The following is a 19,911-nucleotide window of genomic DNA, read 5'->3' as shown; positions in this document are numbered from 1 at the left end:
GGTCTATTTGCTCCGCAGCACGCCGCCCGGCAGGAACTGCCAGGTGCGGGTGATGTAGAGCTCGTCCACCTTGGCCTCGGCGGGCAGCGGCGGGAACGGCGCGGCCAGCCGCACGATGCGCTCGGCGGCGGCGTCCAGCAGCGGCTGGCCGGAGCTGCTGATCACGTCGATGCTGTGGATGCTGCCGTCGCGGTTGATGCCCACGGTGAGCAGCAGGTCGCCGTGCAGCTCGCGTCGGCGCGCCTCTTCCGGGTAGTTGAGGTTGCCCACCCGCTGCACGCGGTCGGACCAGCCGCGCATGTAGGCGGCATAGACATACTCTTTCGTGTTGGCCGAGATGTATTTCTTGCGCGGGCGCTTGGCGTAGGCCTGGGTCTGGTGGCGCAGTTCGGCGGCGAGCTGGGCCATCTCCTGCTGGCGGCGCAGCTCCTGCGCGCTGGGCGCGTCCTGCGGCGGCACCTCGGTCTGCGCGGTGTCGCTGGCCACGCTGAAACGGCTCTGGCCGCTGGTGGTGACCATGCGCTGCGGCGTGGCTTCGCGCGGCTGCGGCGTGGCGGCGTCGATGTTCCGCATCGCCGTGCCGGGATCGGGCTTGGGCAGGGCGCCGGAGAACGGCTGCGAGGGCCGCGCCGCGTGCTCGCTCTGGCCGCCGCCGCGGTTGTTCGCCTGGGCCAGGAAATCGGCCTGGTCCGGCGCCTCGCGGTTGGCCACGTTGACCAGGGTGACGTCCAGCGTGGGCAGGCTGGGCGTGGGCTTGGCGAAATGGAAGGTGATGCCCAGCAGCAGCACGCCATGCAGCAGCAGCGAGAACAGCAGGGTCGCGCCGATCGGGTCGGCGGCAGGGCGTGCAGCGGCGGAACTCACGGAGCGCGGCTTCCAGCAGGGCGCTGCTCGAGGGCATCGAACAGCAGGCCCGCGATATTAAGCCCGAATTGCGCATCCAGCTCGCGCGCGCAGGTCGGCGATGTGACGTTGATCTCGGTGAGGTAATCGCCGATCACGTCCAGGCCCACGAAGCGCAGGCCGCGCCGGCGCAGTTCCGGCGCCACCTGGGCGGCGATCCAGCGGTCGCGCTCGCTGAGCGGCACGCCTTCGCCGCGGCCGCCGGCGGCGAGGTTGCCGCGGAACTCGTCGCCCTGCGGGATGCGCGCCAGCGCATAGGGCACCGGCTCGCCGTCGATGAGCAGGATGCGCTTGTCGCCCGCGCTGATCGCCGGGATGAACTTCTGCGCGATCGCGAAGTGCCGGCCCTCGCCGTGCGGGCCGCCGGCCAGCAGGGTCTCCAGCATCGAATTCAGGTTGCTGTCGCCGGCCTTCACGCGGAAGATGCCGCGCCCACCCATGCCGTCCAGCGGCTTCAGCACCGCTTCGCCGTGTTCGGCCACGAAACGGCGCAGCTCGGCCAGATCGCGTGAAACCAGGGTGGGCGCGCAGCATTCGGGGAACTGCAGCGCGAACAGCTTCTCGTTGCAGTCGCGCAGGGCGCGCGGGTCGTTCACCACGTTCACACCGCCGCGCTGGGCCGCCTCCAGCACCATGGTGTCGTAGATGAACTGGGCGTCCACCGGCGGATCCTTGCGCATCAGCACGATGTCCAGCTCGCGCAGGTCGCGCCACTGCGCCTCGCCGAGGCTGAACCAGTCGTGCGCGTCGTCGCGTACCGCGAGCGGGCGCAGCCGCGCCCACGGCGCGCCGTCGCGCAACGCCAGGTCGCCCTGTTCCAGATAGTGCAGCGTGTGGCCGCGGCGCTGCGCCTCCAGCAGCATGGCCAGGCTGGTGTCCTTGGCCGGCTTGATCGCGCCGATGGGGTCCATCAGCACCGCGACCGAGAGGGGCATCGTGATTCTCCGCGAAAGGTCTTGCGGCGCGGAGCGCCGGCGACGGGAAGGACGATGTTCGCCCACGCCGCCGGTCGCGACAAGCCTGCACACCGCCCCTGGCTTGATCGGAGCGCCCCCTGTGCCGCGGAAGGTTCAAGCCTGCCGGTGAAGGTCACATTGCGCGCTCGCGGGGCCCCTCGCGACGCGAATGTTGCTTGACGCGCTGACAGGCAGGCAGTAAACAACGAGGCCTGTGCATCCCGCCGCAGAGCGGGTGTCGCGGATCGCGATGCTTGTCTTGTTTTGTCATGTGCACCGGCGGCATGCTTGTTGCCTGTCTTGGTGGTTGTCCTGGACCCGTTTTTGGGTGACAGGGGGGGAGTAATGAATCTGAACGCGAACGCGAATGGTCTGGCTGGCCTGCGGGTCATGGTGATCGATGACTCCAAGACCATCCGTCGCACGGCAGAGACCTTGCTGAAGAAGGAAGGCTGCGACGTGCTGACTGCGGTGGACGGCTTCGAGGCGCTGGCCAAGATCGCCGACCAGAAGCCCGCCATCATCTTCGTCGACATCATGATGCCGCGGCTGGACGGCTATCAGACCTGCGCGCTGATCAAGAACAACCCGCAGTTCCGCGGCACCCCGGTGATCATGCTGAGTTCCAAGGACGGCCTGTTCGACAAGGCACGCGGCCGCGTCGTGGGCGCGGAGCAGTACCTCACCAAGCCATTCACGCGCGACGAGCTGCTCGGCGCCATCCATCACCATGTCAGTACGGTTCCCAGCCGCTGACCGCAGATTCTCGGGGGAACCTGTGGCCGATATCCTCATCATCGACGACTCGCCGACCGACGTGCGCGTGCTCACCACGCTGCTCGAACGCGCGGGTCATCAAGTCGCCTCCGTCGGCAATGCCGAGGAAGGCATCGAGCGCGTGCGCAGCACGCCGCCCGCGCTGGTCATCATGGACGTCATCATGCCCGGCATGAACGGCTTCCAGGCCACCCGCACGCTCACCCGCGACCCGGCCACGTCCGAGGTGCCGATCGTGATGATCACCACCAAGGCGATGGAGACCGACCGGGTGTGGGGCCTGCGCCAGGGCGCGCGCGCCTTCATCACCAAGCCGGTGAACGAGGGCGAGCTGCTCGCCTGCATCAACCAACTGCTGTCGAGCGCGGCATGAACGCGACCGCCGGCCTCACCCCGTTCGAGATCCTGGCCCGCTACGAGCGGCTGTCGCTGGAGCATGCCTCGGACACCCGCGAGCGGATGGACGCGCCGGGCCTGTGGCGCGGCATCGGCTATCGCGTGGGGCCGCGCATGCTGGTCAGCGAGATCGGCGAGATCAACGAGCTGCTGGCGATGCCGCCGCTCACCGCGGTGCCCGGCACTCGGCCGTGGCTGCTAGGCGTGGCGAACGTGCGTGGCAACCTGATGCCGGTGGTGGATTTCGGCCGTTTCCTGTTCGACGAGCGCACGCCGCAGACCGACCGCGCCCGCCTGCTGGTGGTGCGCCAGGGCGGCGGCAGCGTGGCGCTGCTGGTCGACGAGGTGTTCGGCCAGCGCACGGTGGATGCGGAGCAGCGCCGTGCGGCCGGGCAGGAAGACGATCCGCGGCTGGCGCGTTTCGCCGAGCAGCGGGTGGGCGAGGGGGAGCAGCAGATGGCGATATTCAACATGGGCCGGCTGGTGCGGGCGCCCGATTTCCGCCAGGCCGCGGCCTGATCCCGCGGCGGTCGCATGCAGCAGGTCCGGCGCCGCCAGGGGCCGGAAACTCCAAGATGGCAGGTCCAGGATCCGTCCCCGCCCAGGCTGGCGGGGCCGATCCGGTGAAGTAGACGGACGAGGTGAACATGAGCACTACAGGGGGCGTCGGCAAGGAGCGTGGGAATACCGCACTCATTGTCCTGTTGCTGGTCGCGATCGGCTTCGCGGCACTGGATTTCTGGCAGCTCAACGTGAAGAACGGCGAGGACCGCCAGGCGGTCGCGCTGACCACGCAGATCCAGGTGCTGTCGCAGCAGACCGCGAAATTCGCGCTGGAGTCGTCCGACGGCAACGCCGATTCGTACAAGGAGCTGGAAAGCACCCGCAACGCGATCGACTCGGCGGTGCGCAAGCTGAACAAGGGTGATGCGGCCACCGGCATGCACGCCTATGCCGACAACAACGCCTCACCGGTCGGTCGTGCGGCCAGCGCGCTGGACGGCGCCTGGAAGCAGCTGGACGGCGACATCGGCAAGATCCTCCAGAACAAGGCCGTGGTGCTCGACTCCGGCCAGCGCGCGGCCGCCGTGTCGCAGCAGATGCCGCTGCTCAATTCCAGCATGGACCAGGTGGTCAACATCCTGCAGCAGCGCAACGGCAGTGCCGAGCAGATGCTCGGCACCTCGCGCCAGATGCTGTCGGCCGACCGCATCATCCGCCGCGTGCAGGAAGTGCTGCAGGGCGGCGACAACGCCCAGGCGGCCGCCGACGGCCTGCAGCGCGACGCCCAGCTGTATGGCAGTGTGCTGCAGGGCCTGATCGAGGGCAATCCGGGCAGCGGCGTGCGGCCGATCGGCGACGCCAATGCGCGCAAGATCCTCACCGGCATGCAGGACGACTGGGGCAAGCTGGCCGATCCGCTGGCCAAGCTGGTGTCCGCTTCCGGCAACCTCGCCACAGTGAAGCAGGCCGGCAACAAGGCCTCGCTGGATTCGCAGTCGGTGCTGCTGCGCGCGAACGACCTCGCCGAGCAGATCGGCAAGCTGCCGTTGCGCCGCCTGTTTCCGAACGTGTGGTGGGGCCTGCTGGCCGCGATCGGCGCGGTGGCGTTCGCCCTGCTGCTGGTGGTCAGCCTGGTGCGCGACCAGCGTCGCCGCTTCGCCGAGTCCACCTCGCTCAACCAGCGCAACCAGGAGGCGATCATGCGCCTGCTGGACGAGATGGGCGCGCTGGCCGAAGGCGACCTGACGGTGAAGACCACGGTGACCGAGGAGATCACCGGCGCGATCGCCGACTCGGTGAACTACGCCATTGACGAGTTGCGCACCCTGGTGACCACGATCAACGAGACCTCCGAGCAGGTCTCCTCGTCGGCGCAGGAAACCCAGACCACCGCCCGCCACCTGGCCGACGCGGCCGAGCAGCAGGCGCAGCAGATCAGCACCGCGACCGGCGCGATCAACGAGATCGCCAGCTCGCTGGACCACGTGTCGAAGAACTCCGCCGAGTCGGCCGACGTGGCCGAGCGCTCGGTGCAGATCGCCTCGCACGGCGCCGAGGTGGTGCGCGAGACGATCTCCGGCATGGACTCGATCCGCGACCAGATCCAGGAGACCTCCAAGCGCATCAAACGGCTGGGCGAGTCCTCGCAGGAGATCGGCTCGATCGTGGAACTGATCAACGACATCGCCGAGCAGACCAACATCCTGGCCTTGAACGCGGCAATCCAGGCGGCCTCGGCCGGTGAGGCGGGCCGCGGTTTCGCGGTGGTGGCGGACGAAGTGCAGCGACTGGCCGAACGCTCGACCAGCGCGACCAAGCGTATCGAGACCCTGGTGCAGACGATTCAGTCCGATACCAACGAGGCGGTGAACTCGATGGAGCAGACCACCGCCGAGGTGGTGGCCGGTGCGCGCAAGGCGGAGGACGCCGGCAGCGCACTGGGCGACATCGAGCGCGTCTCGCACGATCTGTCGGCGCTGATTCAGAACATCTCCAGCGCGGCGCGCCAGCAGTCGGCGGCGGCGACGGACATTTCGCAATCGATGAACGCGATCCGGGAAATCACCTCGCAGACCTCGCAGGGCGCCAGCCGCACAGCCGACTCGATCGGTACGCTGGCGCAGCTGGCCAGCGATCTGCGGCGTTCGGTGGCGCACTTCAAGCTGCCGGGATGATGGGACAGAGCCTGTTTATGATCTCCAAGCGCCCCGCGTTGTCATCGAGTGGCCGTCAGGTGGTGGCGCGTGGCGCAGCGCCTGACTGGCGGTCAGGTCAAGCCGCGCGCCACCACCTGACGGCCACTCGATGGCAACCCGCAGGGCCGAGTCTGTTTGCCCGCATTCCTGCGTCATCACTCGGTCGTGGACGGACGTCCACTTCCTCGTTCTTCCTTGGCCTGCGCGCAAACAGTTCTCGGCGCGGGGTGCTTGGAGATCATAAACAGGCTCTTACTGACTGGGGCAGTCTCGATGGTGGCGCGGCCCCGTGCCGCGCAACCGCTGAGGGAAGTGCATGAGACTTCAAGACCACATCGATTTCACCACACTGCAGTGGGTTCGTCCCGAGCTGGAACAGACGCTGGCGGATGCTCGCGAAGCGCTGGAATCCTACGTCGACAACCCGGCCAGCGACGAAGCCATGCGCGCCTGCGCGAGCGGCCTGCACCAGGTGCAGGGCACGCTGCGGATGGTCGAGTTGCCCGGCCCAGCGATGGTGGCGTCGGAAATGGAAGCGCTGGCGATCGCGCTGCTGGAAGGGCATGTCGCGCAGCGCGAGGAAGCCTATACCGCGCTGATGCGCGGCATGATGCAGCTGCCCGACTACCTGGAACGCCTCGCCGGCGGCCACCGCGACGTGCCGGTGGTGCTGCTGCCGCTGTTGAACGACCTGCGCGCCAGCCGTGGCCAGGAGGCCCTGCCCGAATCGGCGCTGTTCCGCCCCAACCTCGACGCCTTCCTGCCCACCCAGGCGCCCGCCGCGATGAGCGAGGCGCAGGCCGAGGCACGCCGCGGCGAGCTGGTCGAGCTGCGCCTGCAGTTCCAGCAGCACATGCTTGCCTGGTTCCGCGGCCAGTCGCAGGCGCAGCCGCTGGCCGGCATGCGCAAGGCGCTGCTGGCGATCGCCGCGCGCTGCTTCCACGTACATGGCCGGCGCCTGTGGTGGATCGCCGCCGGCGTGGTGGAAGGACTCGAGCGCGGCATGCTCGCGGCGCATGTGGCCGAACTGCGCCAGCTGATCGGCAAGGCCGACCGGCACATCCGCCAGCTGATCGAGCAGGGCGAGGACGGCCTGCGCGGCGGCGAGGCCGACGAGCTGTGCAACCGCCTGCTCTACATCGTGGCGCAGTCGCGCCAGCACAGCCCGCACATGGAGCTGCTGCGCCGCACGTATGCGCTGGACAACCTGCTGCCCGATGCCGAAGAACTGGAACATGCCCGCGGCTCGATGGCGGGGCACAACCGCGCCCTGCTCGATTCGGTGGCCAAGGCGCTGAAGGACGACCTGCTGCGCGTGAAGGAAGCGCTCGACCTGTTCCAGCGCCAGCCCGGCGCCGATGCGGCCTCGCTGGAGCCGCAGTGCGAACTGCTCGGCCGCGTGGGCGACACCCTGGGCATGCTGGCGCTGTCGGTGCCGCGCCGGGTGATCGAGGAACAGCGGCGCGTGCTCGACGAGATCGTCAACAAGCTGCGCCCCGTCGACGAGGACATCCTGCTCGACGTGGCCGGCGCGCTGCTGTACGTGGAAGCCTCGCTGGACGACCACATCGAGAGCCTGGGCGCGGGTGAGGAGCCGCACGACGGCACCGTCGCGCCGGGGCTGCCGCGCAGCGAGGCGCAGGGCATCCTCAGCACGGTGATGCAGGAGGCGATCCGCAACACCGAAAAGGTGAAGGAGGCGATCGTCGCCTTCGTCGAATCCGGCTGGGAGCACGCCGGACTGGCCGCCGCACCGGCCCAGATGAGCGAGGTCGCCGGCGCCGCGCGCATGCTGTCCGCCGAGCGTCCGGCCGAGTTGGCCGAGGGCATCGGCCGCTTCATCCACAACGAATTGCTGGCCGACCGCCGCGTGCCCAGCAGCACGCAGATGGATCACCTGGCCGACGCGCTGGCCGCGCTGGAGTACTACCTGGAGGCGGCGCGCGAGCATCGCGGTGGCCTAGCGCACATCATCGACGTGGCCGAGCACAGCCTCGGCCAGCTCGGCTACTGGCCGCTGCCGGCCGAGCGGCCGCTGTCGGCCGTGGAGGTCGACGCGCCGGCGGCCGAGGCGCAGGGCCGCGGCGAGGACACCTTGTCCGAGTCGGTGAGCCTGTATCCCGGCAGCGATGCCAGCCAGCTGTTCGTCGCGCCGGAAGTGCCGCGCGAGGCGCCGGCGCATGATGTCGAGGGTTTGCGCTATGCGCAGACCGAAGCCACCGCACCCCCGATGGCTGGCGACGACGCCGACTGGATCGAGATCGAGGAAGAGATCGAGGAGCAGGTGCCGGCGAACGCCGCGCAGGCCGGCGCGTTCCGTTTCGACCACCAGGCCGAAGGCATCGACGACGACATCCGCGAGATCTTCCTGGAAGAGATGCAGGAGGAGATCGACAACCTGCGCAGCGCCGAAGGCAGCTGGCTGGCCGATCCCGCGCGGTTCGACGAGCTGACCCCGATCCGCCGCTCCTTCCACACGCTCAAGGGCTCCGGCCGGCTGGTCGGCATCCCCGCGCTGGGCGAATTCGCCTGGCGGGTGGAGGACATGCTCAACCGCGTGCTCGATCACACGATCGAGCCGCACGCAGGCGTGCAGGCGCTGGTGCGCCGCGCCATCGATGCGCTGCCGCAGCTGCTGGCCTCGCTGAAGGGCGAAGGCGCGCCGCATGCGCCGGTCGAGGCGATCCAGCAGACCGCCAGCCGGCTCGCCGGCGGCGACGCGTCCGCACGGATCGAGGACCATGCGCCGACCGCGATGGAAACCGTGCGCCGCACCGTGCGCCGCCGGGTGCCGCGCCTCGACGCCGCCGCTGCGGCGATTCCGGCCGCCGGTCTCACCGACACGCACAGCATCCCGGCCCCGGAACCGGCCGAGCCGCCGGTGTCGCTGGCGATCTCGCCGCTGCCCTCGGTCGACCCGGTGTTGCTGGAGATCCTGCGCAGCGAGGTCGCGCAATACCTGCAGGCCATCCGCACCGCGATCCAACGCAGCAGCGGCGAATTGCCGGTGGGCGAGGACCTGCTGCGCGCCGTGCATACTCTGCATGGCGCGATCGCGATGGTCGAGATTCCGCTGCTCACCCAGCTGCTCTCACCGCTGGAGAGCCTGCTCAAGCGCGTGCGCGGCGTCGGACAGGCGCTGCCGGTGGAGGGCGTGCGCCTGCTCGACCGCTCGGCCGACGTGGTCGACCACGTGATGGCCCAGTTCGACGTGGCCACGCCGCAGCTGCCGAACGTCGACCTGCTCACCACCCAACTGGTCGAGTTGCGCGACCGCTATCCGGAGTCGCAGGTGGCGCATGTGGGCGCCGAAATCCACGCGGAGGCGGCGCCGTCGCCAGTCGATTTCGCGGCACTCGCCGACGCCACGGACGAGCCAGAGACGCCTGCCGCTGCGGAGCACGCGGCACCGGCGCCGCTGCCGGAGGATGGCGCGCACGACGACTACGCCAGCGAGCTGATGGCTGCGCTCGGCGCCTTCGAACCGCAGGCGCCGAGCCAGACCGAACGCGAAGCCGCCGAGCGTGCCGACGCCGAGCGCCTCGCGGCCGAGCATGCCGAAGCCGAACGCGCCGAAGCCGAGCAGCGTGCCCGCGCCGCCGCCGCCGAACAGGAAGCGGCCGAACGCGCCGCCGCCGAGCAGGCGGCACAGGCGAAGGTCGAACAGGAACGCCTCGAACAGGAGCGTGCCGAGCAGGCGCGACTGGCGCAGGAGCGCGCCGCCCGCGAAGCGGCCGAGGCGCAGATGCGCGCGGCGGCGGAAAAGGCCGCGGCGGAACAACGTGCCGCGGAACAGGCCCGGCTGGATGCGGAACGCGAGGCCGAGGCCGCTCACGCCGCCGCAGTCGATCGTGCGGCACCCGTCGCCGCCGTGGCGGCCGCCGACACGGGCTTGCCGATCGACGCCGACCTGCTCGAAGTCTTCGTCGAGGAGGCGCGCGAGATCCTCGACCACGCCGACGGTGTGCTGGCGCAGTGGCATGCGGAGCCGGCCGCGGCCGGACATCTGCCCGAACTGCAGCGCGACCTGCACACGCTCAAGGGCGGTGCGCGCATCGCCGGCCTGATGCCGGTGGGCGACCTGGCCCACGCCATCGAGACGCTGCTGGAGAAGCCGGTGGCCGATGCCGCCCAGGCGATCCCGCTGATCGGCGTGCTGGAGACCAGTTTCGACCAGTTGCACACCATGGTGCAGCAGGTGTCGCAGGGGCAGGCGCCGACTTATCCGCAGTCCACGATCGACCATCTGCTGGCGCTGGCCGGCGAGCAGCAGTTCGCCGACGACGCGGCGCTGGCCGCCCGGGTGGCGCCGCCGGCGCAGCCGGCCATGCCGCTGCCCGAATTGCTGCCCGCGGAAGCGGGCGTCGACGCGCCTTCCGCGCAGGAGCAGATCCGCGTCCGCGCCGAACTGCTCGACAACCTGGTGAACCATGCCGGCGAGGTGGCGATCTATCGCTCGCGCCTGGAACAGCAGGTGTCCGGCTACCGCTTCAACCTGGTCGAGCTGGACCAGACCGTGCAGCGCCTGCGCAGCCAGCTGCGCATGCTGGAAATCGAGACCGAGGCGCAGATCATCGCGCGCTTCCAGCGCGAGCACCGCGAGGCCGGCAGCGCCACCGTGTTCGATCCGCTCGAGCTCGACCGCTTCTCGCAGCTGCAGCAGTACTCGCGTGCGCTGGCCGAGTCGGTATCCGACCTGGTGTCGATCCAGGGCATGCTGGACGAGCTGACCCGCCAGGCCGAGAACCTGCTGGTGCAACAGTCGCGCGTCAGCACCGAGCTGCAGGAAGGCCTGCTGCGCACGCGCATGCTGCCGTTCGACACCATGGTGCCGAACCTGCGCCGCACCCTGCGCCAGGCCGCGCAGGAGGAAGGCAAGAGCGCCCAGCTGTACGTGGACGGCGCCCACGGCGAAATGGACCGCAACCTGCTCGACCGCATCAAGGCGCCGTTCGAGCACATGCTGCGCAACGCCGTGGCGCATGGCATCGAATCGCCGGCCCAGCGCCGCAAGGCGGGCAAGCCGGCCGAGGGCGCGGTGCGCATCCGCGTGGCGCGCGAGGCCACCGAGGTGGTGGTGCGCGTCAGCGACGACGGCCGCGGCCTCGACCGCGAGGCCGTGCGCAAGCGCGGCGTGGAGCGCGGCCTGATCCGCGCCGACGCGCGCCTCAGCGACGACCAGCTGCTCGCGCTGATCACCCAGCCGGGCTTCTCCACCGCCAGCACGATCACCCAGCTCGCCGGCCGCGGCGTGGGCATGGACGTGGTGGCGAACGAGATCAAGCAGCTGGGCGGTTCGCTCGCCATCGAGTCGCAACCGGGGCAGGGCACCACCTTCGTGCTGCGCCTGCCGTTCACCCTCGCGGTGACCCAGGCGATCCTGGTGCGCATCGGCGAGAGCACCTTCGCGATCCCGATGACCTCGGTGCAGGGTGTGGCGCGGATCGGCCCCGACGAGCTGGCTGCCAAGCTGGCCGAGCACGAACCGGCGTTCGGCTACAACGGCGAGCAGTACGGCATCCACGACCTGGCCGAGCTGCTGGGCCTGCCGCCCGGCGCGGTGCCGGAGGGCGAGCAACCGCCGTTGCTGCTCACCCGCGCCGGCGACCTGCGCGCGGCGATCCGCATCGACGCGGTGCTGGGCTCGCGCGAGATCGTGGTGAAGTCGGTCGGCCCGCAGGTGAGTTCGGTGCCCGGCGTGCTGGGCGCCACCATCATGGGCGACGGCTCGGTGCTGGTGATTCTCGATCTGGCGCCGCTGGTCCGCCACGGCGTCGTGCGGCGCGAGCAGCGCCTGGCCGAAGGCCTCAACGCGGTCGAACTGCCGACCATCGAGGAGCTGCGCACGCGTCCGCTGGTGATGGTGGTGGACGATTCGATCACCATGCGCAAGGTCACCGGCCGCGTGCTGGAGCGCCACGAATACGAGGTGGGCACCGCGAAGGACGGCGTCGACGCGCTGGAGAAACTGCACGAGCGCGTGCCCGACCTGATGCTGCTGGACATCGAGATGCCGCGCATGGACGGCTACGAGCTGGCCACCCACATGAAGGCCGACCCGCGCCTGCGTGACATACCGATCATCATGATCACCTCGCGTACCGGCGAGAAGCATCGCCAGCGCGCGTTCGACATCGGCGTGGACCGTTACCTCGGCAAGCCGTACCAGGAAGCCGAACTGCTGACGCAGATCGGCGAGGTGCTGGAGCAGCACGCCATGGCACTGCTTGCACGGGAGCCGCACCATGCTTGAAGCGCGGCCCGCGGTGGCGCTGCTGTTCGACGATGCCGAGCTGGGTGGCCACCTGCACCAGGTACTGCAGGAACACGGTGTGCGGATCGTGCATGAGGGCACCGTCGCGGGTTTCGATGCCGCCTTGCTGAGGCAGCTCGATCCCGACGTGCTGGTGGTGAACCTCGACGAAGAGGACGACGCGGCCTTCGATCGCCTGGTCGAGATGATCGATGGCGAGCGGCCGAGCCTGGTATTCAACGACGCCCGCGCCAGCCGTGCGCTGAGCGGCTGGGACCGTGCGCGCTGGGCCCGCCACCTGGCGGTCAAGGTACTGGCCAGCGGCGACGTGGACCCGCCGCGGCCACCGGATGCACTGGCGCTGGAGACGGCACCGGTGGCGGTTGCCGCGGCGGCCGTCGCTCCGCTCGCGACGCAGTCGGTCGAGCCTGAGCCCGTGCCCGGGTTCGAATCGGCCAGCCACGCAGCGGCCATGCCGGAAGCGGCCGTGCCGGACCGGCCGGAGCTGGTCGAGTCGCCGTTGCACGATGACGCACACGAGGCACAGAGCCGCGCCGCATCGGAAGATCTGGAGGCCGAACTGGCCGCCTTGCTCGCCGCCGACGAACCGTTGCCGGACGAGGACGCCGCGCCGTCCGCGCCACGTCAGGAACTGCCGCTGCACGACGGCGATTTCAGCTACGCCATGTCCCTGGACGACGAGCTGCCCGAGGTGCCGGTCGAGGCCGCGGCGCCGGTGGTGGCGGCGAAGGCACCAGCCGCCCCGGCAAGCTGGGCGCTGGTCGACGACGATGCCGCCGGGCACGCCGATCCTGTGCCTGCGGACACCGGGGATTTCGGCATCGAGAAGATGAGCGCCGCCGATTTCCTCGCGCCGGACGTCGAACCGGCGGCCGCGGAGTTCCAGCCGACGATGAGCCTGGAACTGGTGTCGATGGAAGAGGCGGTGGCGCCGCAGGCGTGGGAGCCGAACGAAATGCTGCTGGACGAACTCGGCAGCGTGCCCGGTCGCGTGGTGCTGCTGGGGGCCGCCACCGATGGCCTGGATGCGGTATGCGATTTCCTGGCGACCCTGCCTGCCTCCGCGCGGCACACCATCCTGCTGACCCAGCATTTCGGCGGCCAGCCGGTTGCCGCCGTGCTGCAGCTGCTGACCACCCATTCCAGCCTGCCGGTGCGGTTGGCCGCGCACGGCAGCCGCGCGCGCAGCGGCGAAGTGCTGCTGGTGCCGGCCGAGGGCCAGGTGCAGCTGCGCCGCGATGGCAGCGTCGAGCTGCGCAACCATGACGGCGCGCAGGAGTCGTCGATCGACGCCAGCTTCACCATGGCGGCGAACGTGTTCGGGTGTGACGCGCTGGGCATCGTGTTCGCCGGCAACTCCACCGATGCGGTGGCCGGTGCGCAGGCGATCCACGACCGCGGCGGCCAGGTCTGGGTGGAGTCGGCCGACGGCGAGCATTACGCCGACATGGTCAGCGGCATCTTCGCCGAACGGCTGGTGAGCTATTCCGGAACGCTGCACGAACTGGCGGCGCACCTGATCGAGGTCTATCCATGAGCGACACATTGCTGCCCCGCGAAATCCGCTGCGTACTGGTGCCGGCTGGCAGCCTGCGCCTGCTGCTGCCCAATACCACCGTGGCCGAGGTGATCACCCAGCCCGCCCACGAAACGGTGGAAGGCGCGCCCGACTGGCTGGTCGGGCGCATCACTTGGCGCGGCTGGCGCGTGCCGCTGGTCTCGTTCGCCCGACTCGCTGGCGCGGGCGAGGGCGACGCCGAGCTGACCGTGCGCGTGGCCGTGCTGAAGGCGCTGGGCGGCCATCCGAAACTGCCCTTCGTCGCCGTGCTCACCCAGGGCTTTCCGCGCCTGACCACGTTGAACGCCGAGCTGATCATTCCCACCCACGACGGCAACGCGCTGCCGCCGGGCGTACGCGCCCAGGTGCTGGTGCGCGACGACGTGGCGGTGATCCCCGACCTCGAAGGCATCGAGGCCGAGCTGGTGCAGTTGCTGGGGCTGGACGGGCCGGACGAACCGGCGACGCTGGACGGCGCGGCGTGACTTCACCTCTTTCGTGGCGCACCTCGTGTGCAACGGGCAGGAGTGAGTGAAGAGGAGTGAGTAGATAGAGAAAGCATGCGCGGCGGTGCGTGCCCTGCTCTTCTCTCACTTCTCACTCCTCTTCACTCACTTCATGCTTTCGCGCACAGGGTGCGTTCCTACGCGAGATCCCCGTGCAGCGCCTGCAACGCGGCCAGTGCCGCGAGCCCGGCGGTCTCGGTGCGCAGGATGCGCGGGCCCAGCCGCAGGCCGTGGAAACCGGCCTCATGCAGCAGGGCGATGTCGCGTTCGCCCAGGCCGCCTTCCGGCCCCACCGCGAGCAAGGCGCCGGCATCGCCCGGGCGCAGTTCCCGCGCCGACGATTCCGCCTCGGGCAGCAGGGCCAGCCGCAGCCCGCCTTCGTCGGCCAGTGTCGCCAGCCAGGCCGGCAACGCCTGCGCAGGGAGGATCTCGGGCAGGCTGGCGCGGCCGCATTGCTCGCAGGCACTGGCCGCCACCGCGCGCCAGTGCGCCAGGCGCTTCTCCGCGCGGGCGGGATCGAGCTTCACCTCCGAGCGTTCGGTGAGCAGGGGCACGATGCGCGCCACGCCCAGCTCGGTGGCCTTCTGCACGATCAAGTCCATCTTCTCGCCGCGCGCCACGCCTTGCGCCAGGGTCAGTCGCAGCGGGGATTCGCGCGCCACGGCCTGCCGCTCCAGCAGCTGCACCCGCACCTCGCGCTTGTCGACGCTGCGGATCGTGGCGGCGTAGTCGGCGCCGTCGCCGTTGAACAAGGTCAGCGGATCGCCTGGCGCGAGACGCAGCACCCGGGCCACGTGCTCGCCGGCCTGTGCCGGCAAGGCGACTTCCGCGCCGGTGGCGAGCGGCAGGTCGACATGGATGCGGATCGTGCGCATGCGGATGGCTTCGCGACAAAGCGCAAGCATAATCGAGCCGATGCGCAGGCTGAACGCCGGCGCGCCGCAAGGACGGCGGCGCTTGCCTGCCGCCGGAGGCGGGTACAGGATGAGCAGGTCACGGAGCGGCAGGAGGCAACCGCCATGCTCAAGACCACCATCCTTTCGTTGTCGGCGCTGCTCGGTCTCGGCCTCGGGGCAGCCGCGGCGGCGCAAACGGCACCGTCCGCGTCGCTCGCACCGCATGCCGTGTCGACGGCCGCGGCCACACCATCCACGCTGCAGCAGCATCCGCTGATCAAGCCGGGCGACCGCAACTGCCTCCGCGACACCGGCAGCCTGATCCCCCCGAAGAAGGGCCAGTGCCTGCAGGGTGCGTTCGGGCGCAGCTACAGCGCGAAGGAACTGCGCAGCACCGGCCAGCCGAATACCGCCGACGCCCTGCGCATGCTGGATCCGGCGATCCACTGATCGCCGCCGTCGAAGCGCCTTGGCGGTTCAGTCCGCCACGGCGCGCGCGACGCCCGCCGTCGCCACCGCCACCAGGTGGTCGAGTTCCGCCTCGCTCGTCACGTAGGGCGGCATGAAATAGACCACGTTGCCCAGCGGGCGCAGCAAGGCTTCGTGCTGCAGGCCGTGCAGGTAGACGCGCAGGCCGCGGCGATCCTCGGCAGGGAAGGGGCGGCGCGTGGCCTTGTCGGCCACCAGCTCCACCGCGGCGATCATGCCGGTCTGGCGCACCTCGGCCACGTGCGGATGCTCGCGCAGCGGCTCCAGCCGCCGCGCGAGGTGGGCGGCCAGCGCACGGTTGCGTTCCAGCACCGGCTCGTCGCGGAAAATCGCCAGCGTGGCCAGCGCCGCGCTGCAGGCCAGCGGATTGCCGGTGTAGCTGTGCGAATGCAGGAAGGCCTTGCCAGTGTTGTATTCGGCGTAGAAGGCCTCGTACATCGCATTCGTGGTGAGCACCGCCGACAGTGGCAGGGTGCCGCCGGTGAGGCCTTTCGAGAGGCACATGAAGTCCGGTGACACATTGGCCTGCTCGCAGGCGAACAGCGTGCCGGTGCGGCCGAAGCCCACCGCAATCTCGTCGGCGATGAAGTGCACCGCGTATTCGTCGCACAGCCGGCGCAGGCCGGCGAGGTAATCCGGGTGGTACATGCGCATGCCGCCCGCGCATTGCACCAGCGGCTCCACGATCACCGCGCAGGTCTCGTGGGCGTGGCGCTCCAGCAGCGCGCGCAGTTCGACCAGCCGGCGCGCGGCGACCTGCGCCGGCGATTCGCCCGGTTCGCCTTCGTAGGCGTCGGGCGAGGGTGCGAGGATGGGCGTCAGCAGCAACGGCGCATAGGTCTTGCGGTACAGCGCCACGTCGCTCACCGACAGCGCGCCCAAGGTCTCGCCGTGGTAGCTGCCGGTGAGCGCGATGAAACGGGTCTTCCCGCCGTGGCCCTGGTTGAGCCCGCTCTTGTTCAGCCAGTAGTGGAAGCTCATCTTCAGCGCCACCTCGACCGCCGCCGAACCGTTGTCGGCGAAGAACACCTTGTCCAGTCCCGGCGGCGTGATGCGCACCAGTTCCTCGGCCAGTTCGATCGCCGGCGGGTGGGTGAAGCCGGCGAAGATCACGTGCTCCAGCGTCCTTGCCTGCTCCGCCAGCGCGGCGGCGATGCGTGGGTTCGCGTGGCCGAACAGATTGGTCCACCACGAACTGATGCCGTCGAGGTAGCGTCGTCCTTCGGCGTCGTAGAGCCACGCGCCTTCGCCGCGCACGATCGGTACGAGCGGGATCGTCTCGTGGTCGCGCATCTGGGTGCAGGGATGCCAGATATGCTTGAGGTCCCGCGCGGCGAGCGCGGCATTGCGGTCGATGAGTTTCGTCATCCGGGTATGATCGTTCCGAGTAGACGAGCACTCAAGCGCGCGGGACCCGTCCGGAAAATGCGTTTGAAAACCCTGAAGAAAACCCTGGCGGCCGTGGCCGTGCTGTTGCTGGCCGCCACGGTCCTGCTGTGGTGGCTGCCCGCGCGCTGGGCGTTGCCGCTGCTGCAACCGTCGTTGCACGGCCTGCGCCTGCAGCAAGTGGACGGCAGCGTGTGGAATGGTCGCGCGGAGCAGGTGCTGGCACCGGACGGCCGGGACCTGGGCCGGCTGCAGTGGCAGCTGTCACATCGCGCCCTGCTCGGGCGGGTCGAGGTTCAGCTCGACTTCGACGGTCCGCAGTTCGACTTCCACGGCCAGCTGCGGAAATTGTCGGCGGCCCAGGTCGTCTGGAGTGGCGTGCAGGCCCGGGTGAATCTCGCCGCACTGACCGACCCACGCCTGCGCCTGCCGTTGGGCCAGCCGCAGGGCGAGCTCGACTTGAACGCGGAACATGCGCTGCTGCAGGGCGGCTGGCCGATGCAGTTGCAGGCCGTGCTGCACTGGCGACACGCTGCGCTGCGCACACCGGGCGGTGAAGTGGTGCTGGGCGATTGGGATGGCCAACTCGACGCGCAGAACGGCGTGATCCATGCACAATGGCAGGACGACGGCCAAGGCCCGCTGCGCACCACCGGCGAGTTGCAACTGAGCCCGCTGGGCTGGCGCCTCACGGCCGAGCTGCAAGCGCGGCACGATGATCCGATCTTGAGGCACTGGCTCGCTGCGCTGGGCAGGCCCGGTGCCGACGGCACGGTACACGTCGAACACCGCGGCGGATTGGCCGCATCCACCTTAGGGAACACCGCACGATGAAACCCGAACTCGCCGCGACCGCCCTGGCCGCCGCCCGCGAAGCCGCCGCCGCCGCCGCCGAGGTGATCCTGCATTACTGGAAGCGCGGCGTGGCGGTGGAGATCAAGGGCGACGCCACGCCGGTCACGGTGGCCGACCGCGAGGCCGAGCAGGCGATCCGCAGGATCCTCGCGGCGGCCTTGCCCGAGGCATCGATCTACGGCGAGGAATATGGACTGGATGGTGGACGCGACGGCTTGCTGTGGCTGGTCGATCCGCTGGACGGCACCAAGAGCTTCGTGCGGCGCACGCCGTTCTTTTCCACCCAGATCGCGTTGATGGATCGCGGCGAGCTGGTGCTGGGGGTGTCCAGCGCGCCGGTCTACGGCGAGACGATGTGGGCGAGCCAAGGCGACGGTGCGTGGTTCGAGGGCGAGCGCGTGCGCGTGGCCGATACCGCCGATTTCGCGCAGGCGTCGATCTCCACCGGCAACGTCAAGACGCTCACCGGCGATGCGCGCTGGGGCGCGCTGGGCGCGATGATCCGCGACTCCAACCGCATCCGCGGCTACGGCGACTTCTGCCACTACCACCTGCTGGCACGCGGTTGCGTGGACCTGGTGATCGAATCGGACGTGAACATCCTCGACATCGCCGCACTGGCGGTGATCGTGCGCGAGGCCGGCGGCGTGTTCACCGATCTGGACGGCCAGACGCCCACGCTGGACATGCGCAGCGTGCTGGCCGGCACGCCGGCGATCCATGCCGAGGCGCTGCGGCGCCTGCGCCGCTGAGCCGCGGACGCCACGCGCTACAATCGTCCGATGCCCAAGCCGCCCATCATCCACGCCACGCGCGACATCGAGCACAGCCGCTTCCTGCGCGCCGAGCAGGTCGATCTGGAATTCTCCAACGGCGAGCGCCGAACCTACGAACGCATGAAACCCGGCGGCCTCGGCGCGGTGATCATCGTGCCGATGCTGGACGCGGAAACCGTGCTGCTGGTGCGCGAATACGGTGTGGGCCTGGACCGCTACGAGCTGGGCCTGCCCAAGGGCCGGCTGGACCAGGACGAGACCGCCGAGCAGGGCGCGAACCGCGAGCTGAAGGAGGAGGTCGGCTATGGCGCGCGCAAGCTGAAGATCCTGCACAACCTCTCGCTGTCGCCCTCGTACATGACCCACATGGCGCACGTGGTGCTGGCGCAGGAGCTGTATCCCGAGCGCCTGCCCGGCGACGAGCCCGAGGAACTGGAAGTGGTGCCGTGGAAGCTCGCCGAGCTGCACACCCTGGTGGCGCGCGACGACGTCACCGAGGGCCGTTCGATCGCCGCGCTGTTCATGGCGCGCGAATACCTCGCCGGCCGGATGCAACTGTCATGAGCGCGCCATTCGAACATCCCCTGCTGTGGCAGATCGGAGCGCTGGCGCGCCGCGCGGGCGAGGCGATCCTGGAGGTCTACGCCCGCGACTTCGACGTCGAGTTGAAGGACGACCGCTCCCCGCTCACCGCCGCCGACCTTGCCGCGCAGCAGGTGATTGCCGAAGGCCTGGCGCGCATCGAACCCGCGCTGCCGCTGGTTTCCGAAGAAGCGAAGCAGGCGTCGTGGGAGCAGCGCAAATCGTGGGCGCGGCACTGGCTGGTCGATCCGTTGGACGGTACCCGCGAGTTCGTCAAGCGCAACGGCGAGTTCACCGTCAACATCGCGCTGATCGAGGACCACCGGCCCGTGCTGGGCGTGGTGCTGGCGCCGGTCACCGGCGATCTGTACGCCGCCGCGCGCGGCATCGGTGCGTGGTGGCAGGCGGAAGCGCACGGCGACTGGGAGCGCATCGGCAGCCGCGCGCTGGCGCAGCCGGCGATCGTCGCCGGCAGCCGCTCGCACGGCGGCGCGCAGGAGGACACGCTGCGCCGCCTGGTCGGCGGGGACCACGTGCTCCAGCCGCTGGGTTCCTCGCTGAAGTTCTGCCTGCTCGCACGCGGCGGCGCGGACGTCTACCTGCGCCGCGGCCCCACCAGCGAATGGGATACCGCCGCCGCGCAATGCGTGCTGGAGGAAGCCGGCGGCGCGGTGCTCGACCTGCATGGCCGGCCGCTGCGCTATGACCGTGGCGAATCGCTGCTCAATCCCGAATTCATCGCCGTGGGCGACGCCGGCCTGGACTGGCCCGCCAAGCTGCGCGACGCCGGCCTGCCGTGAGCGGACCTTCGGGACACTTCCTATGGCGTCATTCCCGCGAAAGCGGGAATCCATCTTG

Annotated in this window: 16 protein-coding genes; 12 read left to right on the top strand and 4 right to left on the bottom strand. The window is 69.9% G+C overall.

All coding sequences use genetic code 11. The features are described 5' to 3' along the window. Nucleotides 1-3 precede the first annotated feature (3 nt). Together AB7878_RS04595 and gshB are read right to left on the bottom strand one after the other, a co-directional pair. Nucleotides 4-864 (bottom strand): energy transducer TonB, encoded by an 861-nt coding sequence (locus AB7878_RS04595; protein ID WP_369493221.1) that lies wholly within the window; start codon nt 862-864, stop codon nt 4-6. Then, nucleotides 861-1,838, bottom strand: a complete 978-nt coding sequence (gene gshB, locus AB7878_RS04590) for a glutathione synthase (RefSeq protein WP_369493220.1) — start codon at nt 1,836-1,838, stop codon at nt 861-863. The genes AB7878_RS04595 and gshB overlap by 4 nt, the downstream gene beginning before the upstream one ends. 366 nt (nt 1,839-2,204) lie before the next feature. On the opposite strand from gshB, the gene AB7878_RS04585 reads away from it, so the two are divergent. The 7 genes from AB7878_RS04585 to AB7878_RS04555 all read left to right on the top strand — a co-directional run bounded on the left by AB7878_RS04585 (nt 2,205) and on the right by AB7878_RS04555 (nt 14,048). Beyond that, entirely contained in the window at nt 2,205-2,615 is a 411-nt protein-coding gene (locus AB7878_RS04585; protein ID WP_077484853.1) for a response regulator, read from the top strand. A 22-nt stretch (nt 2,616-2,637) separates the two neighbouring features. Further along, nucleotides 2,638-3,009: a response regulator gene (locus AB7878_RS04580; RefSeq protein WP_369493219.1), complete on the top strand. Its 372-nt coding sequence runs from the start codon at nt 2,638-2,640 to the stop codon at nt 3,007-3,009. After that, complete coding sequence (locus AB7878_RS04575) at nt 3,006-3,551, top strand: chemotaxis protein CheW (RefSeq protein ID WP_369493218.1); 546 nt, start codon at nt 3,006-3,008, stop codon at nt 3,549-3,551. Before AB7878_RS04580 ends, AB7878_RS04575 begins: the two co-directional genes overlap by 4 nt. Before the next feature lie 128 nt (nt 3,552-3,679). After that, a complete protein-coding gene (locus AB7878_RS04570; protein WP_369493217.1) occupies nt 3,680-5,710 on the top strand; it encodes a methyl-accepting chemotaxis protein in 2,031 nt (676 codons plus the stop codon). A 337-nt stretch (nt 5,711-6,047) separates the two neighbouring features. Next, nucleotides 6,048-11,984, top strand: a complete 5,937-nt coding sequence (locus tag AB7878_RS04565; protein ID WP_369493216.1) for an Hpt domain-containing protein — start codon at nt 6,048-6,050, stop codon at nt 11,982-11,984. Beyond that, nucleotides 11,977-13,542 carry a chemotaxis protein CheB gene (locus tag AB7878_RS04560; protein WP_369493215.1) on the top strand — a complete coding sequence of 522 codons (1,566 nt, stop codon included), beginning with the start codon at nt 11,977-11,979 and terminating at the stop codon, nt 13,540-13,542. Before AB7878_RS04565 ends, AB7878_RS04560 begins: the two co-directional genes overlap by 8 nt. Beyond that, nucleotides 13,539-14,048 carry a chemotaxis protein CheW gene (locus AB7878_RS04555; protein ID WP_369493214.1) on the top strand — a complete coding sequence of 170 codons (510 nt, stop codon included), beginning with the start codon at nt 13,539-13,541 and terminating at the stop codon, nt 14,046-14,048. Before AB7878_RS04560 ends, AB7878_RS04555 begins: the two co-directional genes overlap by 4 nt. A gap of 158 nt (nt 14,049-14,206) precedes the next feature. Here AB7878_RS04555 and AB7878_RS04550 read toward each other — a convergent pair whose 3' ends face one another. Then, nucleotides 14,207-14,944: a 16S rRNA (uracil(1498)-N(3))-methyltransferase gene (locus tag AB7878_RS04550; protein WP_369493213.1), complete on the bottom strand. Its 738-nt coding sequence runs from the start codon at nt 14,942-14,944 to the stop codon at nt 14,207-14,209. Between AB7878_RS04550 and AB7878_RS04545 the strand changes: the two genes are divergently transcribed. Next, on the top strand, nt 14,924-15,415 hold the full coding sequence (locus tag AB7878_RS04545; protein ID WP_369493212.1) for a hypothetical protein: 492 nt from the start codon (nt 14,924-14,926) through the stop codon (nt 15,413-15,415). The two genes, AB7878_RS04550 and AB7878_RS04545, sit on opposite strands and share 21 nt — an antisense overlap. 27 nt (nt 15,416-15,442) lie before the next feature. On the opposite strand, the gene AB7878_RS04540 is transcribed toward AB7878_RS04545, so the two are convergent. Then, nucleotides 15,443-16,822, bottom strand: a complete 1,380-nt coding sequence (locus AB7878_RS04540) for an adenosylmethionine--8-amino-7-oxononanoate transaminase (protein WP_369493211.1) — start codon at nt 16,820-16,822, stop codon at nt 15,443-15,445. Nucleotides 16,823-16,879: 57 nt separating this feature from the next. Here AB7878_RS04540 and AB7878_RS04535 point away from each other — a divergent pair, with 57 nt between their 5' ends. The 4 genes from AB7878_RS04535 to cysQ are packed head-to-tail and all read left to right on the top strand — an operon-like array spanning nt 16,880 to nt 19,853. Then, a complete protein-coding gene (locus AB7878_RS04535) occupies nt 16,880-17,674 on the top strand; it encodes a type II secretion system protein N (RefSeq protein ID WP_369493210.1) in 795 nt (264 codons plus the stop codon). Beyond that, nucleotides 17,671-18,447, top strand: coding sequence for an inositol monophosphatase family protein (locus tag AB7878_RS04530; RefSeq protein ID WP_369493209.1), 777 nt, complete (start codon nt 17,671-17,673; stop codon nt 18,445-18,447). The genes AB7878_RS04535 and AB7878_RS04530 overlap by 4 nt, the downstream gene beginning before the upstream one ends. 30 nt (nt 18,448-18,477) lie before the next feature. Then, nucleotides 18,478-19,035 carry an ADP compounds hydrolase NudE gene (nudE, locus tag AB7878_RS04525; RefSeq protein ID WP_369493208.1) on the top strand — a complete coding sequence of 186 codons (558 nt, stop codon included), beginning with the start codon at nt 18,478-18,480 and terminating at the stop codon, nt 19,033-19,035. Then, on the top strand, nt 19,032-19,853 hold the full coding sequence (cysQ, locus tag AB7878_RS04520) for a 3'(2'),5'-bisphosphate nucleotidase CysQ (protein ID WP_369493207.1): 822 nt from the start codon (nt 19,032-19,034) through the stop codon (nt 19,851-19,853). The genes nudE and cysQ overlap by 4 nt, the downstream gene beginning before the upstream one ends. Nucleotides 19,854-19,911 lie beyond the last annotated feature (58 nt).

It is taken from the genome of Rhodanobacter humi, from assembly GCF_041107455.1.
GTDB lineage: Bacteria > Pseudomonadota > Gammaproteobacteria > Xanthomonadales > Rhodanobacteraceae > Rhodanobacter_A.
Note: the sequence above shows the minus strand (reverse complement) of the source record. Positions and strands in the feature narration are given on the sequence as shown.